This window comes from Nocardioides daeguensis (assembly GCF_019192965.1).
GTDB classification, from domain to species: Bacteria; Actinomycetota; Actinomycetes; order Propionibacteriales; family Nocardioidaceae; genus Nocardioides; species Nocardioides daeguensis.
Window position 1 is genome coordinate 284,164 of record NZ_JAHTKU010000004.1, and the last position, 15,327, is coordinate 299,490.

A 15,327-nucleotide genomic window follows, 5' to 3' on the forward strand; every position below is an offset into this window, starting at 1 on the left:
TGACAAGCGCATGGATCCCCGGATGTCCGGGGATCCATGCACCAGCCTCAGCCGACGAGCACCAACCCGTCCTCGCCGCGGTCGACGGTGACCGCGCCGCCGTCGGTGACCTCGCCGCCGATCAGCAGCCGGGCGAGCGGGTCGCCGATGGCGGTCTGGATCAGGCGGCGCAGCGGCCGGGCGCCGTACGCCGGGTCGTAGCCGGTCTCGGCGAGCCAGGCCCGGGCCTCGGGCGTCACCGACAGCGTGATCCGCCGGGCGGACAGGCGCGACTCCAGCGAGCGGAGCAACAGCTCGACGATCTGCGCGAGGTCCTCACGCGAGAGCGCGTCGAAGGTGACGATCTCGTCGAGACGGTTGAGGAACTCCGGCTTGAACGAGGCCCGGACGACCCCCATCACGGACTCCTGCTTCGCCTCGGGCGACAGCGAGGGGTCGACCAGGAACTGGGAGCCGAGGTTGGAGGTGAGGATCAGGATCGTGTTGCGGAAGTCGACCGTGCGGCCCTGACCGTCGGTGAGCCGGCCGTCGTCGAGCACCTGCAGCAGGATGTCGAAGACCTCGGGGTGCGCCTTCTCGACCTCGTCGAGCAGGACGACGGAGTACGGACGCCGGCGGACGGCCTCGGTGAGCTGGCCGCCCTCGTCGTAGCCGACGTAGCCCGGAGGGGCACCGACGAGGCGGGCGACGGAGTGCTTCTCGGCGTACTCGCTCATGTCGATGCGCACGATCGCCCGGTCGTCGTCGAACAGGAAGTCCGCGAGCGACTTCGCGAGCTCGGTCTTGCCGACACCCGTCGGGCCGAGGAACAGGAACGAGCCGGTCGGGCGGTTGGGGTCGGAGATCCCAGCCCGGGCCCGTCGGACGGCGTCGCTGACCGCGCGCACCGCATCGGCCTGCCCGATCAGGCGGGACCCGATCACCTGCTCCATGTCGAGCAGCTTCGCCGTCTCGCCCTGGAGCAGGCGGCCGGTGGGGATGCCGGTCCAGGCCTCGACGACCTCGGCGACCTGGGTCGCCCCGACCTCCTCACCGACGAGCTTGTCGGCGGGGTCGATGCCGCCCTCGGCCGCCTCGACGGCCTTGATCTGCTGCTCCAGCGCGGGGATCTGGCCGTAGAGGATCTCGCTGGCGCCGGCCAGGTTGCCGTCACGGGTCAGCTTGTCGGCCTCGACGCGCAGCTGGTCGAGCTGGCGGCGCAGCACGCCCTCGCCCTCGAGCTCGGACTTCTCCCGCTCCCAGCGGGCCTCGAGCCCGCGCAGCTCCTCCTCCTTGTCGGCGAGGTCGGCACGCAGCGCCTCGAGCCGCTCGCGCGAGGCGTCGTCGGACTCCTTGGCGAGCGCGAACTCCTCCATCTTGAGCCGGTCGACGGCCCGGCGGAGCTGGTCGATCTCCTCCGGGGACGACTCGATCTCCATCCGCAGCCGCGAGGCGGCCTCGTCGACGAGGTCGATCGCCTTGTCGGGGAGCTGACGGCCCGAGATGTAGCGGTCGGACAGGGTCGCGGCGGCCACCAGCGCGGCGTCGGTGATCCGCACACCGTGGTGGGCCTCGTACTTCTCCTGGATGCCGCGCAGGATCTGGATGGTGTCCTCGACCGAGGGCTCGCCGACGAAGACCTGCTGGAAGCGGCGCTCCAGCGCGGGGTCCTTCTCGATCGACTCGCGGTACTCGTCGAGCGTGGTGGCACCGATCATGTGCAGCTCGCCGCGGGCCAGCATCGGCTTGAGCATGTTGCCGGCGTCCATCTGGCTGTCACCGCCGGCGCCCGCGCCGACGACCGTGTGCAGCTCGTCGATGAACGTGATGACCTGGCCCTCGGACTGCTTGATCTCGTCGAGGACGGCCTTGAGCCGCTCCTCGAACTCGCCGCGGTACTTCGCGCCCGCGACCATGCCCATCAGGTCGAGGGAGAGCACCCGCTTGCCCTTGAGGGAGTCGGGGACGTCGCCGGCGACCACGCGCTGGGCGAGCCCTTCGACGACGGCGGTCTTGCCGACGCCGGGCTCACCGATGAGGACCGGGTTGTTCTTGGTCCGGCGCGAGAGCACCTGGACGACACGACGGATCTCCTGGTCGCGGCCGATCACCGGGTCGAGCTTGCCCTCCTCGGCAGCGGCGGTGAGGTCGACGGAGTACTTCTCCAGCGCCTCGTACGTCGCCTCCGCGTCCTGCGAGGTGACGCGCCGGTTGCCGCGCACGGCGGTCAGCGACTCCCGCAGCGCGTCGGCGCCCAGGCCCGCCTCGCCCAGCACCTGGTGGGCGGAGGACTCGACGGTGGCCAGGGCGATGAGCAGGTGCTCGCTCGCGACGTACTCGTCCTTCATCGACCGCGCCAGGTCCAGCGCGGAGGCGAGGACCCGGGTCAGCGCGGCCGAGCCGGCCGGCTGCTGGACGGTGGCGCCGCTGGCGCGCGGCAGCGCGTCGCGCGCCGCGGACGCGGCGTGCACGAGACCCGGCACGTCGACGCCGGCCTTGGCGACGAGGTGGGCGGCGGTCCCGTCCTCCTGCAGCAGCAGGGCGACGAGCAGGTGGATCGGCTCGACGGTGGTGTTGCCCGCCGTGGTCGCGGCGAGCTGGGCGGCCTCGATCGCCTCGCGGCTGCGCGTGGTGAACTTGTCGGCCCCGAACTGGCTCATGCAGTGCTCCTCAAGAGTGGTCTGGCTTCATCTTGGCCGGAGCTGGTCCGACCCGTCATCAGGCCAAACGTCCCGAAAGTTGAGTCTGTTCCACTCAACTTTGGAATTTTCGGTGGGTACGCCGAACCGGACCGGGCGTCGGTGTCCGGAGCCGGGCGCCCGGCAGCCCGGCAGCCCGGGTGCCCGGGTGCCCGGGTGTCCGAAGGCCGGCTTCCGACGGCCGGTGTCCGACGGCCGGTGTCCGAGACCCGGCGCCGGGCGACGTGGCGGAGGGGACGCGGTGGGTGGACAGGTCTCGGGCCCATCCACCCGCCGCGAGTCGTCGCGGCCGACCCGGGCCGTCCTCCTGGCCCCCAGAGCAGGACACGACCCCACACCGCGTTGGCCACGGGGCCGACCGCGCCGGAAACACGGTGGCACGCCCGGTGTCCGCGAATGCGATTGTTTCGGCGCCGAGCCGTCGTGAAACGCAGCGGACGGGCCGGGCCGCAGGCACGATGTCGGGGTGGCTCGGCACACCGACGAGATCGACGACCCCACCCCGCTGGCCGGGGCACGGATCGACGTCGCGGCGCGGATCGGCTGGCTGCTGCGGGCCAGCCGGGTCGCGGCGGGGGTGCCGTTGCGCGAGCTCGCTGCCCGCGCCGGCGCCGGCAGCCACCTCTCCCCCGCCACCCTGTCCCGGGTGGAGACCACCGGACGACGCGGCGGCGCGGTGGTGGCGGCGTACGAGCGGGCGCTCGGGCTGCCTCCCGGGCACCTGCGCGTTCCGGTCGACGTGCTCTGCCGGACCTTCTCCTACGCGCCGGCCGACACCGACCCGTACCTCCCCGAGCCGACCCTGGCCGGATTCACGGCCGCGGTCGACGCCGTCGCGTCGCCGTCGCCGAGCGCCCAGGACTGGCTGCGGTTCGCGGAGTACCACGTGCTCAGCCCGTTCGGGATGCCCGCGCACACCATCCGCCCGCTCCTCGCGCGCCTCGCCGACGAGGTGGGGCGGGCCGCCGGGCTCGCCTACCAGCTGCGCTACGAGGCGCTGAGCAAGCTGCGCTGCAGCGCGTACGCCGACGTGGTGGACGAGGTCGTCCGGGCGGCCGTCACCGAGCCGGGCATGCAGCGGCCCGCCGACCTGCTCAGCGCGGTCACCGAGAACCCGACGCCCGACCTCGTCGGCTGGTGCGGCGAGCTGCTGGGCCACGAGTCCTGGGTCGTGGCGCGCGCCGCGTGCCTCGGCATCCAGAACATGCGCAGCGTCGGCGGCCTGCGGCGCTCGGACTGGCTGCCGCTGGTTCCCGTGTTCGCCGACGCCTGCGACGCCGCCGCCGGCGACCCGCTGCGCCAGCCGATCCTCAGCGCCACCCTGGCCTGCTGCCCAGCCGAGTTCCGTACGGCGGTCCGCGACCGCCTGAGCGGGACGCTGGTCGCGCCGCGGCGGGCCGCCGCCTGGACCCGGACCCGCCGCAACCGGCACTTCGCCCATGCCGCCGGGCTCGCGGCCCGGATCACCGGCACCAGCGCGGGCGAGACGATGCTGGCGCGCCTGCTGTTCGAGGTGCTCTACGACTTCCGCGCCACCCATGTCGTGACGTCGTCGTTCCTGCTCGTGGCCTCGCCGTTCGCCGACGGGGTCCGCGAGCAGATGGTCCGCTCCGCGCTCGACGGGCCGGACGAGACCACGCGGCACGGTGCCGCCTTCGCGTTCGCGAACCTGATGATCCCGTTCGACAGCGCGGACCCGGCGCCCTGGCTGGCGTCGGCCGACCCCGTGCTGCGCGGCGCGGGACTCGCGATCTGCGGCTTCGCCGGCCGGCCACTGGCCCCGGACCTGTTGCGCGAGCTGGTCGCGCACGACGACCAGGTCGGCCACGACGCGATGTTCGCGGCCGGGATGGCCCAACAGCCGGAGCTGGCCGAGCTCGCCACGGCGCCGCACCTGCCGCCCGCCGTTCGTGCGGGCGCGGCCTGGTGGCGCGCGGCCGGCGGGCGGATCGTCGACTGAGTCGTCGGCCGACGGGCGGCCGACGGCTCAGACCCCGTCGATCTCCGGCGGCGCCTCGTGCTCGGGCAACTCGGCGCTGGCGGCCGTCTGCTCGTCGACCAGGGCCAGCTTGCAGAACTCCTCACCGAACGGCGTGAGGTGGATGCTGCGTCGTACGACCTTCGCGAACTTCACCGAGTGCAGCGCGGCCAGCACGTCGGGCTGAGCCTCCAGCACCTGGTACTCCAGGTGGTCGCGCACCGGCTCGCGGGAGAACCAGACCAGGCCCAGCCGGAACAGGTTGTTGAGGTACGACGGCACCTGCTCCAGGTAGCGCAACCCGGCCCGCGGCCCGACCATGTTGAGCCCGGGGGCGATCAGCTGGCTGCTGACCATGCCGATCGGGCCGCCGGTGCGCACGTCGACCGACGGCTGCGGGCCGTCGCGCAGCAGCATCACGAGGACGCGGGCCTCGTCGGGCGCGAGCTCGTCGAGGATCCGGTCGAACGCGGGGTGCCGGTCGTCCTTGCTCCACACGTCGCGCGAGCGCTCGAGCAGCTCGTTGCCGCGCTCGCGCAGGGACTGCGGCCGCGACGCGACCACCTGGCCGTCGACCACCGGGGGCGCGACCGTCTCACGGGGCCGGTCGGCGCTGGCGCCGAGCGACTCCCCCGCACGCATCAGGGCGGTGGCGACGGGGACCCCGCCGGACACCTGCTTGGCGACCTCACCGAGCGCGCCGACGTACGAACCGACGTCGCGGACCAGCGACGCCGCCTCCTCGCGGTTGGTCACCGCGCGGCCCACCCGCATCCAGCTGCGGGTGGTCGTGCGCAGTCCCCAGCCCGCGCTGTGCAGCGCGGCGGACCCGGCGACGCGGGCCAGGCCCGGCAACGACTCCGCCACCGCGGGGCCGGTCAGCGCAGGCAGCCGCGGCAGGCCGTCCTGGTCGAGGTCCTCAGTCATGTCAGCCTTCCGTGCTCGGGATCGGTCACGCCGGCGGGAAGCCGGGGAGCCAGCCCCAGTTGAAGATGCCGAGGTGGAGGAAACCGCCGGCGGCACCCATGATCGCGCCGTGGGCGTAGAGCATCCACTCGTCCTCCTTGATCGCCGAACGCATCATCTCCACGAAGTCCTTGGGTGGGAGCTCCTTGGTCCGCCGGGCGATGAGCACCCGGATCTTCTCCGACTGCTGCTTGCTGAAGCCGGGGTCGCGGAACGGCGTGATGGTGCGCCCGACCGCCTCCTGCGCGAAGGAGTCCTTGATGCTGTCGTAGCGCCGCCCGCCCATCGCGACGTTGACCGCGCCGCGCAGCGGGCCGGCGGCCTTGTCGATCGCGGGCCGCATCGCGGTCGCGATCATCTGCCGGGTGCGGTCGCCGCGGGGACCGTCCATGAGGAAGTCGCCGATCCGTTCGAGCGTGATGACGTCGTCGGCGATGATCCGGGCGTAGACCTCCGCGCACTCGGCCTGGCGGCGCAGGAACAGGCCTTGCACCTTGATGCCGAGGATCCGCCTCTCCTCCGGCGGGTCGAAGATCAGCCACATGCCGAGCAGGTTGGTGGTCCAGCCGACGACGATGCCGAGCAGCGGCAGCAGCCACCAGATGTGCCAGGTCTGGTCGATGACCGCGACCGGGATGCCGAGCAGGAAGCCGAAGATGAAGCCGAAGGCGACCATCAAGTTGAGCTCGCGCTGGCCGACGTCCTTGAAGACCTTGACCACCAGCTCGGGGTTGTTCCGGAAGTGGTCGATGACCATGATCTTCGGGTCCAGCAGCTGGTCGATGTGGACACCGATCTCGTCGGTGATGGTCTTGACCACCCCGGGCAGCTGGGCCTGGACCCGGTCGATGACGGCCTGCCGCACCGGGCGCGGCAGGTCGCGCCACAGCCGGGGGTGCTCGCGCATCATCACGTCGTCGACCAGGGCGGGCAGGTCGGGCCGGAAGACCGCGACGATGTGCTCGGCGATGTGGTCGGGCTCGAGCTGGGCGTAGAACTCGGCGGGCGTACCGAGCTTGGCGATCACCTTGTCGACCGCGATGCTGCCCATCTTGGCGGCACGCGCGGGGACGATGCCCTGCCAGCCGAAGCCGCCCTCCATCCAGCCCGGGACCTCCTGCAGCTTGCGCGGCAGCACCCCGGCCACCTCGCGCAGCCCGGCGACCTTGACGCCGTAGAAGTTGATCGGCTTGAACAGCATCCACAGGCCCGACCAGTTGATCAGCCAGCCGATGATGCCCGTGAAGAACGGGATCGACACGAAGGCGAACCAGTCGACGTGGTCGGCCCAGTCCCTGAGCCCGTCCAGCACTGCGTCCACGCGTACCTCTCGTCCTCCTGCGGGTCCCGGCCGTGCCCCCATGCACCCGACCAACCCGACGGGTGGAGGTTAACGCCTGTGGTGGTAACCGGGCAGAGGGATCTCAGGTCACGGTGTCGCGGGAACCGGGCCGCTCACGACCGGGTACGCGACGAGCGCGATGTCAGGGACTACGGCGCCACACGACCACGGACTGGCCGACGCTCGCGCCGGGCAGCGCCGGCAGGTTGCTGCGGGGGGCGGCGGGTCGTGCGGCGACCGCCTGCCGGAGCGCATCGCGGGTCGCCTCCAGCTCGGCGACCAGCTCCGCGTTGCGCGCCCGAAGCGCCGTGACGGCGTTCTCCAGGTCGAGGATCCGCTTGACGCCCTCGATCCCGATGCCGGAGGCGGTGAGGTGCGCGATCTCGCGCAGCCGCTCGATGTCGCGGTAGGAGTACCGCCGGCCGCCGCCCCCCGTGCGGCCGGGCGTGATCAGCCCGACCCGCTCGTAGGTCCGCAGCGTCTGCGGGTGCAGGCCGCTGAGCTGGGCCGCCACGCTGATGACGTAGACGGCCTCCTCCTCGCCGGGAGGACCGAGGGACCCCGGGCTGCCCGGCATGCTGCGACCGGCCATCACTTCGCCTCTTCGAACAGGCCCGACCGCAGCCGGGTGTCGGCCGTGGCGGCGGCGTACGCCTCCAGGGCCTGCTTGGCCTCGGCACCGAGGCTGCTCGGGACCTGGACCTCGACCGTGGCCAGCAGGTCGCCCCGCGAGCCGTCGGCCTTGGCGGCACCCTTGCCGCGCACCCGGAAGGTGCGCCCGTTGGGCGTGCCGGCCGGGACCTTGAGGGTCACCGGGCCGCCCCCGAGCGTGGGGATCTTGATCTCCGCGCCGAGCGCGAGCTCGGTGAACGACACCGGTACGTCGATCGTGAGGTGCTCGCCCTTGCGGCCGAACACCCGGTGACCGGTGACCTTGACGGTGACGTAGAGGTCCCCGGCAGGGCCGCCGTTGTCACCCGAGCCGCCCTTGCCGCGCAGCCGGATCCGCTGGCCGTCCTTGACCCCGGCGGGGATCTTGGCCTGGATGGTTCGCGTGGCGCGGCCCTGGCCGGTGCCGTGGCAGGCGGGGCACGGGTCGTCGTACACGAGCTGGCGACCGCCGCACGTCGGGCACGTCTCGTTCATGGAGAACCCGCCGCCGACCGAGGCCGTGACGACACCTGCGCCGTCGCACGTCGGGCACACGTGCGGCTGGGTGCCGGGCTTGCCGCCCGTGCCGCGACAGGTCGCGCAAGCACCGTCGGAGCTGACCCGCAGCGACACCGTGGCGCCGTCGAGCGCCTCGGTGAAACCGATGGTCGCGGTCGTCTCCAGGTCCGCACCGCGGGTCGCCCGCGGAGCACGGGTCCGGGCCCGTCCACCGCCGCCGAACAGGTCGCCGAACAGGTCGCCGAAGCCACCGCCGCCGCCCGCGCGGTCACGGAGCAGGTCCTCGAGGTTCACGCTGCCGCCGAAGCCCCCGGCGCCGCCGCCGAAGCCGGCCCCCGCGGGGAACCCGCCACGGCTGAACATCTCGCGGGCCTGGTCGTACTTCTTGCGCTTCGCAGGCTCGCCGATGACGTCGTACGCCTCGGCCACCGCCTTGAACTTCTCGTGCTTGGCGGTGTCGTCGGGGTGCGAGTCGGGGTGGTTGGCGCGCGCGAGCTTGCGGTAGGCCTTCTTGATCTCGTCCTGCGACGCGGTCTTCGCGACCCCGAGCTCCTTGTAGAAGTCCTTGGTCGCCCAGTCCGACCGGATTCCGTCGTCACTCATCGCGCACCTCCCTCCTCGTCGTTGCTGTCGTTTCCGTCATCAGGCGGGGTCGACCACCAGCACCTGTGCTGCGCGGACCACCCGGTCACCGATCTTGTAGCCGGCCTTCGCGACCACCTTGCACGTGGTCACCTCGACCTCCGCGTCGGTGCCGATGTGCGAGAGCGCCTCGTGCACGGTGGGGTCGAACGCGTCGCCGACCTCGCCGAACTTGACCAGCCCGAGCCCGGCGACGACCCGCTCGAGCTGCTCGGCGGTCGCCTTGAAGCCCCCCTCGAGCGGCTCGTGCTCCCGGGCCCGGTCGATCGTGTCGAGCACGTCGATGATCGGCGTGAGCGCGGCGTACGTCGCGTTCTCGCGCAGCAGCTCGCGGTCGCGCTCGACCCGGCGCTTGTAGTTGAGGAACTCCGCCTGCAGGCGCTGCAGGTCGAGGGTCCGCTCCTCCAGCTCCATCTTCGTCACGGCGAGCTCGTCCGCCTCCGCCTCGGGCACCTCGGGGCTCTCGGCCGCCTCGGGCCCGTCGCCCTCGGGCGAGGGAGCTGCAGTCTCCTGCAGCTCCCCCTCCTCCGGGTTGAGGTTGTCCTCGGTCACTTGGCGTCGCCCTCGGTGTCCTCGTCGACGATCTCGGCCTCGACGACGTCGTCGTCGGCCTCGCCAGTCGCGCCGGTGGAGCCGCCCGCGGCCGCGGAGTCGGCCTCGGCGGCGGCGTACATCGCGGCACCCATCTTCTGGCTGGACTCGCCCAGCTTGGAGATGGCGGCGGTGAGGTCCTCGGCGCTCGCCTCGGCGTTCTCGAGGACGCTCTTGAGCGCCTCGAGGTCGGTGGTCACCTCGGCCTTGACGTCGTCCGGGATCTTGTCGCCGTTGTCGGCGAGGAACTTCTCGGTCGTGTAGACGAGCTGGTCGCCCTGGTTGCGGACCTCAACGGCCTCGCGACGCTTGGCGTCCTCCTCGGCGTACTGCTCGGCCTCCTTGACCATCCGGTCGATGTCCTCCTTCGACAGCGCGCTGCCGCCGGAGATGGTCATCGACTGCTCGCGGCCGGACGCCTGGTCCTTGGCGGAGACGTGGACGATGCCGTTGGCGTCGATGTCGAAGGTCACCTCGATCTTCGGCACGCCGCGCGGAGCCGGCGGGAGACCGGTCAGCTCGAAGTTGCCGAGGCCCTGGTTCTGCGACCAGATGGCCCGCTCGCCCTGGGCGACCTTGATCTCGACCGACGGCTGGTTGTCGTCGGCGGTGGTGAAGATCTCCGAGCGCTTGGTCGGGATCGTGGTGTTGCGCTCGATCAGGGTGGTGAAGACACCGCCCTTGGTCTCGATGCCGAGGCTGAGCGGGGTGACGTCGAGGAGCAGCACGTCCTTGACCTCACCGGCGAGGACACCGGCCTGCAGGGCGGCGCCGACGGCGACGACCTCGTCCGGGTTGACGCCCTTGTTGGGCTCCTTGCCGCCGAGCATCTCCTTGACCAGCTCGGTCACCGCAGGCATGCGGGTCGAGCCGCCGACCAGGACCACGTGGTCGATCTCGGAGAGCGCGACGCCGCCGTCCTTGAGGACGTTCTGGAACGGCGCCTTGGTGCGCTCGAGCAGGTCGGCGGTCAGCCGCTGGAACTCCGAGCGGGTGAGCCGCTCCTCGAAGTGCAGCGGGCCGTTCTCGCCGTGAGTGATGTAGGGCAGGTGGACCGTGGTGTCGCTCGACGAGGACAGTTCGATCTTCGCCTTCTCGGCAGCCTCCTGCAGACGCTGCGCGGCGATCTTGTCCTTCGACAGGTCGACGCCGTTGGCGTCCTTGAACTTCTTGACCATCCACTCGACGATCGCGTTGTCCCAGTCGTCGCCACCGAGGTGGTTGTCACCGCTGGTCGCCTTGACCTCGACGACACCCTCGCCGATCTCGAGCAGGGACACGTCGAACGTGCCGCCACCGAGGTCGTAGACGAGGATCGTCTGGTCGTCGCCCTTGTCGAGGCCGTAGGCCAGCGCAGCCGCGGTCGGCTCGTTGACGATCCGGTCGACCTTGAGGCCCGCGATCTCGCCGGCCTCCTTGGTGGCCTGGCGCTGGGCGTCGGAGAAGTAGGCCGGGACCGTGATCACCGCGTTGGTGACGGTCTCGCCGAGGTAGGCCTCCGCGTCGCGCTTGAGCTTCTGCAGGATGAACGCCGAGATCTGCTGCGGCGTGAAGTCCTTGTCCACCGGGTCGCCGATGTGCTGGGTCCAGTCGGTGCCCATGTGGCGCTTGACCGACCGGATGGTGCGGTCGACGTTGGTGACGGCCTGGCGCTTCGCGACCTCGCCGACGAGCACCTCACCGCTCTTCGCGAAGGCGACGACGGACGGCGTGGTCCGGGCACCCTCCGCGTTGGCGATGACCGTGGGCTCGCCGCCCTCGAGGACCGCGACGACGCTGTTCGTCGTACCGAGGTCGATGCCGACAGCTCGTGCCATGTGTGTTTCTCCTCCGTGCGTGAAGATCGGGATTCAAGTTAGTTGAGCCGGATGGACTCAAGTCTGACACAGACCACAACCGGCCGCCACGGGGGGATGTTCCCGACCGCACGACCGAATTTCCGGCGCGCCGTCCGCGCTCCCCGAGGAGCGGCACGTGGCGTCCGAGCGGTGTCCCCGGACGGTCTCGCCCGGCGGCTTGTAACTAAGGGTTACAGCACGGAAATCGGCGCAACAGCGCCCGGGTAGGCGTCGTAACGCCCGGGTAGTCAGGCGTCTCGCGGCACGCCTCGGCGACCCGGCACCTCGCGGACGAGCCGGGGGCGTGGGGCACCCGCGGTGGCGGCACGGCCGCAACCACCACGGCGCTGTGACATCCTCCCGGGCGCTGTGGCACCCGATTTGGCGATGTAACACTTAGTTACAAGGCGGTTCAGGTGCGGGAGGAACGATCAGCCGACGGTGACGCTGATCTCGTTGCTGATCGTGCCGCTGTCGCGGTCGACGACACGGAACCGGTTGACGCCGCTGACGCCGGTGAAGATGTAGCTGGAGAAGGTGCCGTTGGTGACGCCGACGCTGGCCGGGAAGTCGGCCCAGTCGCCGTTCTCGAAGCGCTGGACCCACAAGATCGCGCCCTCGCCGCCGGGGTAGACACCGCTGAAGTAGATCCGCTCGCCGCTGGCGACCGTGGTCGCGAGGGCCTGCAGCGAGATCTGGCCGGCACTGGGGCTGTCGCTGGGGAGCTCGGTGGTCGGCTCGTCCTCGGGCAGCTCGGTGTCGTCGCCCTCCTCGGGCACGTCGGTGCCCTGGGTGTGCAGGGTGACCAGCGGGCCGGAAGCCTCGTCGGTCTCGACCGGCGTCGGCAGGTACATCGACTGCCGCACGGTGGCGTCCGCCGCAGACTCGCCGCTGTCACCGCCGATGCCGAGCACCTTGGTGCCGACGAGGACGACCACCGCCAGGATCAGGCCGACGCCCAGCGCCACCGCGAGCAGCGCCACCAGCCCGTTGACCACGGGACGTTCGGCGGGGGGCCGCTGCTGCTCGCTCACCCGCCCATTGTCCCGTGGGGCCGAGGAAATCAGAAACCGCGCGTCCAGACGACCTGCTCGTGCAGCCGCTTCGAGCGCCAGCCGTCCGTCGTCCGGACGAAGGCATGGCGGTAGAGGCCGCCGACCTCGACCACCCGCTCGCCGTCCCGTCCTCCCGGGCCGCTCGGGATCCGCATCGGGTTGTGGAAGTACGCCGCCACGGCGGCCTCGTCGCCGCCCTGGGCGAACTCATAGGAGATCTGCCCGAGCATGTGGATCCGGTGCGTCGAGAAGCCCGGCAACGCCTCGGCGAGCCACGCCTTGACGACCGGGAAGACGTCGGCGACGCCGCCGCTCTCGGTGTAGTCGATGTGCGCGTCGGCGGTGAAGACGGTGTCGAGCCGGTCGAAGTCGCCCTCGTCGACGGCGAGCGTGTAGCGGGTGATCGCGTCCGCGATCTCGGCGCGGTCGATCAGCTGCTGGACGTCCATCCGGGGCTCCTCGTCGGTCGGGTCAGCGGGGCTCGAGGACGACGACCGGGATCTCGCGGTCGGTCCAGGCCTGGTAGTTGTCGAAGTCGGCGTACAGGTCGACCAGCCGGGGCCACAGCCCGGCGCGCTCGTCGGGTCCGGCGACCCGGGCGCGGACGGCGCGGCTGCGCTCACCGGGCACGGCGACCGTGGTCTCGGGGTTCGCGACCAGGTTGTGGAACCACTGGGGGTTCTTCGGCAGCCCGCCCTGCGAGGCGACGATCACTAGGTCCGCCCCGTCGGCGAGATAGAGCAGCGGCGTGGTGAACCGGGTGCCGCTCTTGCGGCCGACGTGGTCGAGGAGCAGCACGGGCACGGGCTTCTTCCAGCCCGCGCCGATCCGCCACTTCGCGCCCACGCGGCCGTTGGTCAGCCGATAGATCGCCACGTTGGCCCTCGCGCCGTACTTGATGATCTTCGCGACGATCGGCTTGTCGAGCCCCTCGGGCTTGGGCTTGGTCGCTGGCATAGGACTCACTCTGGCAGAAATCTAGAACGCGTTCTAGTGTGCGTCCATGCGCTTCTCCTTCGCCGAGGGCATGACCCACGCCGACTACTACGCCCCGCTCGCCCAGGCCTGCGAGGCCGCCGGCTACACCTCGATGACGATCGCGGACAGCCTGATCTACCCGCAGGAGTCGGACTCGAAGTACCCCTACACCGACACGGGCGACCGCGAGTTCCTGCTCGGCAAGCAGTTCATCGAGACCTTCATCCTGTGCGCGCACCTGTTCGCGGTCACCGAGACGCTCCGGCTCACGCCGTTCGTGCTGAAGCTCCCGATCCGCCCGCCGGTGCTCGTCGCCAAGCAGGCCTCGTCGCTGGCGCACCTCTCCAAGAACCGCCTCGGCCTCGGCGTCGGCCTCTCCCCCTGGCCCGAGGACTTCGCCGCCCTCGGCGTGCCGTGGGAGCGGCGTGGCAAGCGGATGGACGAGTGCATCGACATCCTGCGCGGCCTCACCCAGCCCGGCGACGAGCCAACCTTCTTCGGCTACCACGGCGAGTTCTTCGACATCGAGCCGCTCCAGCAGTGCCCGGCGCCGACCGAGAGGATCCCGCTGCTCGTCGGCGGTCACTCCGACGCCGCCCTGCGCCGCGCCGTACGCAAGGGCGACGGGTGGATGCACGCCGGCGGCGACGGCGAGGAGCTCGACCGGCTGCTCGCCCGTCTCGCGGAGATCCGCAAGGAGGAGGGCGACACCCGCGACGACTTCGAGGTCCATGTGATCTCGTACGACGCCTACACCCTCGACGGCATCAAGCGCCTCGAGGACAAGGGCGTCACCGACTGCATCGTCGGCTTCCGGGTCCCCTACATCAAGGGCCCCGACACCGAGCCGCTCGAGACCAAGGTCAAGCACCTCGAGCAGTACGCCGAGAACATCATCGCGAAGGCCAACGGCTGATGACGCAGGCATCGGCCGCGCTCGGGCTGACCAAGCCGCTGCAGGACGCGATCGCGGAGGCCGAGGAGCTGATCGCGAACGCGCCGTTCATCCGGACCGAGGCCGACCGGCTCGAGGGCTACGACTACCTCTCCGGCCGGATCCGGATGGCGATGCAGACAGCGTTCGACTACGACCTCGACCAGCCGGTCTTCATCAACCCCACGCACCAGTTCTCCCGGCAGGGCCTCGACAACCCCGACGCCGTCTACCTCAACGCCTACCTGCGCGAGGGCGTCGAGTACGTCGTCCGCGGCACCCGCGGCACGTCGGCCGACCTGTCCTTCCAGGTGATGGGCGGCAGCTACAGCGCGACGTCGGCCGCGACCTCGCTGATGGCCTTCGACGAGCGTGAGCTCTCGATCGGCCCCGACGGGAGCTTCGAGTTCACCTACGTCGCCGAGCCCGGGGCGAAGACCCTGATCGTGCGCGAGGTCTTCAACGACTGGGACACCGAGGTCCGCGGCACGCTCACCATCGAGCGGGTCGACACCCTCGGCCGGCCGCGCCGGCCGCTGTCCGAGGCGACGCTGCGCAAGAAGTACGAGGTGGCCGCCCGCTCACTCACCAGCTCGATCCAGACCTGGTTCGCCTTCCCGCACTTCTTCCAGTACAAGGAGCCGGTCAACACCTTGACCGTTCCCGCCTCGACGCCCGGCGGCCTGTCGTCCCAGTTCTCCTCGATCGGCCACTACGAGCTCGCCGAGGACGAGGCGATGATCGTGAGCGTCCCGCGCTGCGACGACTGCACCTACCAGGCGATCCAGGTCGGCTCGGACTGGTACGCCTCGACCGACTACGAGACGCACCAGACCTCGCTGACCAAGGCCCAGGCGGCCTGCGACGAGGACGGGATGATGCGCTTCGTCATCTCGGAACGCCCGCCCGGCCCCGCCGGCGCCCCCGTCGCGAACTGGCTGGAGACCACCGGCCACCGCACCGGCCCGATCATGCTGCGCTGGCAGCAGCTCACCCGCGCGCTCGCCGCCGCGGACGGGCCGACGGTCGAGGTCGTGCCGGTTGCCGAGGTCCCCAAGCACCTGCCCGACCTGGTCGGGCTGTCGGCGGAGGAGTACGCCGAGCGGATCGCCGCACGCCAGCGCGCGGTCGCGCGCCGGATGATCTCCTGAGGCG

13 protein-coding genes are annotated in these 15,327 nt (G+C 71.2%); 3 read left to right on the forward strand and 10 right to left on the reverse strand.

What is annotated here, in order from left to right:
* Positions 1–47 precede the first annotated feature (47 nt).
* Positions 48–2,639, reverse strand: a complete 2,592-nt coding sequence (gene clpB, locus KU893_RS04310) for an ATP-dependent chaperone ClpB (protein WP_218233072.1) — start codon at positions 2,637–2,639, stop codon at positions 48–50.
* A gap of 505 nt (positions 2,640–3,144) precedes the next feature.
* On the opposite strand from clpB, the gene KU893_RS04315 reads away from it, so the two are divergent.
* The gene (locus KU893_RS04315) at positions 3,145–4,638 is read left to right on the forward strand and encodes a helix-turn-helix domain-containing protein (protein ID WP_218233073.1); all 1,494 of its coding nucleotides are present in this window, start codon (positions 3,145–3,147) and stop codon (positions 4,636–4,638) included.
* A 27-nt stretch (positions 4,639–4,665) separates the two neighbouring features.
* Here KU893_RS04315 and KU893_RS04320 read toward each other — a convergent pair whose 3' ends face one another.
* From KU893_RS04320 to KU893_RS04360, 9 genes are all read right to left on the reverse strand, one after another.
* Positions 4,666–5,583 carry an Abi-alpha family protein gene (locus KU893_RS04320; protein ID WP_218233074.1) on the reverse strand — a complete coding sequence of 306 codons (918 nt, stop codon included), beginning with the start codon at positions 5,581–5,583 and terminating at the stop codon, positions 4,666–4,668.
* A gap of 25 nt (positions 5,584–5,608) precedes the next feature.
* Positions 5,609–6,943, reverse strand: coding sequence for a DUF445 domain-containing protein (locus KU893_RS04325; RefSeq protein WP_257440858.1), 1,335 nt, complete (start codon positions 6,941–6,943; stop codon positions 5,609–5,611).
* A 163-nt stretch (positions 6,944–7,106) separates the two neighbouring features.
* A complete protein-coding gene (locus tag KU893_RS04330) occupies positions 7,107–7,556 on the reverse strand; it encodes a heat shock protein transcriptional repressor HspR (protein WP_246591758.1) in 450 nt (149 codons plus the stop codon).
* The gene (dnaJ, locus tag KU893_RS04335; RefSeq protein WP_218233076.1) at positions 7,556–8,737 is read right to left on the reverse strand and encodes a molecular chaperone DnaJ; all 1,182 of its coding nucleotides are present in this window, start codon (positions 8,735–8,737) and stop codon (positions 7,556–7,558) included. Before dnaJ ends, KU893_RS04330 begins: the two co-directional genes overlap by 1 nt.
* 39 nt (positions 8,738–8,776) lie before the next feature.
* Positions 8,777–9,328, reverse strand: a complete 552-nt coding sequence (grpE, locus tag KU893_RS04340; RefSeq protein ID WP_257440859.1) for a nucleotide exchange factor GrpE — start codon at positions 9,326–9,328, stop codon at positions 8,777–8,779.
* Positions 9,325–11,184, reverse strand: coding sequence for a molecular chaperone DnaK (gene dnaK / locus KU893_RS04345; protein ID WP_218233077.1), 1,860 nt, complete (start codon positions 11,182–11,184; stop codon positions 9,325–9,327). Before dnaK ends, grpE begins: the two co-directional genes overlap by 4 nt.
* Before the next feature lie 452 nt (positions 11,185–11,636).
* On the reverse strand, positions 11,637–12,239 hold the full coding sequence (locus KU893_RS04350; RefSeq protein ID WP_218233078.1) for a hypothetical protein: 603 nt from the start codon (positions 12,237–12,239) through the stop codon (positions 11,637–11,639).
* Between the two features lie 29 nt (positions 12,240–12,268).
* On the reverse strand, positions 12,269–12,709 hold the full coding sequence (locus KU893_RS04355; RefSeq protein WP_218233079.1) for a nuclear transport factor 2 family protein: 441 nt from the start codon (positions 12,707–12,709) through the stop codon (positions 12,269–12,271).
* A gap of 22 nt (positions 12,710–12,731) precedes the next feature.
* Positions 12,732–13,217, reverse strand: coding sequence for a nitroreductase family deazaflavin-dependent oxidoreductase (locus KU893_RS04360; protein WP_218233080.1), 486 nt, complete (start codon positions 13,215–13,217; stop codon positions 12,732–12,734).
* Between the two features lie 46 nt (positions 13,218–13,263).
* Between KU893_RS04360 and KU893_RS04365 the strand changes: the two genes are divergently transcribed.
* Positions 13,264–14,154 (forward strand): TIGR03619 family F420-dependent LLM class oxidoreductase, encoded by an 891-nt coding sequence (locus tag KU893_RS04365; RefSeq protein ID WP_218233081.1) that lies wholly within the window; start codon positions 13,264–13,266, stop codon positions 14,152–14,154.
* A complete protein-coding gene (locus tag KU893_RS04370) occupies positions 14,154–15,323 on the forward strand; it encodes a hypothetical protein (protein WP_218233082.1) in 1,170 nt (389 codons plus the stop codon). The genes KU893_RS04365 and KU893_RS04370 overlap by 1 nt, the downstream gene beginning before the upstream one ends.
* Positions 15,324–15,327 lie beyond the last annotated feature (4 nt).

Bases quoted from the DNA above. Each gene is read 5' to 3' on its own strand.
- dnaK (WP_218233077.1), bottom strand. From the start codon at position 11,184: ATGGCACGAGCTGTCGGCATCGACCTCGGTACGACGAACAGCGTCGTC.
- KU893_RS04365 (WP_218233081.1), top strand. From the start codon at position 13,264: ATGCGCTTCTCCTTCGCCGAGGGCATGACCCACGCCGACTACTACGCC.
- KU893_RS04370 (WP_218233082.1), top strand. From the start codon at position 14,154: ATGACGCAGGCATCGGCCGCGCTCGGGCTGACCAAGCCGCTGCAGGAC.
- KU893_RS04330 (WP_246591758.1), bottom strand. From the start codon at position 7,556: ATGGCCGGTCGCAGCATGCCGGGCAGCCCGGGGTCCCTCGGTCCTCCC.
- KU893_RS04355 (WP_218233079.1), bottom strand. From the start codon at position 12,709: ATGGACGTCCAGCAGCTGATCGACCGCGCCGAGATCGCGGACGCGATC.
- dnaJ (WP_218233076.1), bottom strand. From the start codon at position 8,737: ATGAGTGACGACGGAATCCGGTCGGACTGGGCGACCAAGGACTTCTAC.
- KU893_RS04360 (WP_218233080.1), bottom strand. From the start codon at position 13,217: ATGCCAGCGACCAAGCCCAAGCCCGAGGGGCTCGACAAGCCGATCGTC.
- clpB (WP_218233072.1), bottom strand. From the start codon at position 2,639: ATGAGCCAGTTCGGGGCCGACAAGTTCACCACGCGCAGCCGCGAGGCG.
- KU893_RS04320 (WP_218233074.1), bottom strand. From the start codon at position 5,583: ATGACTGAGGACCTCGACCAGGACGGCCTGCCGCGGCTGCCTGCGCTG.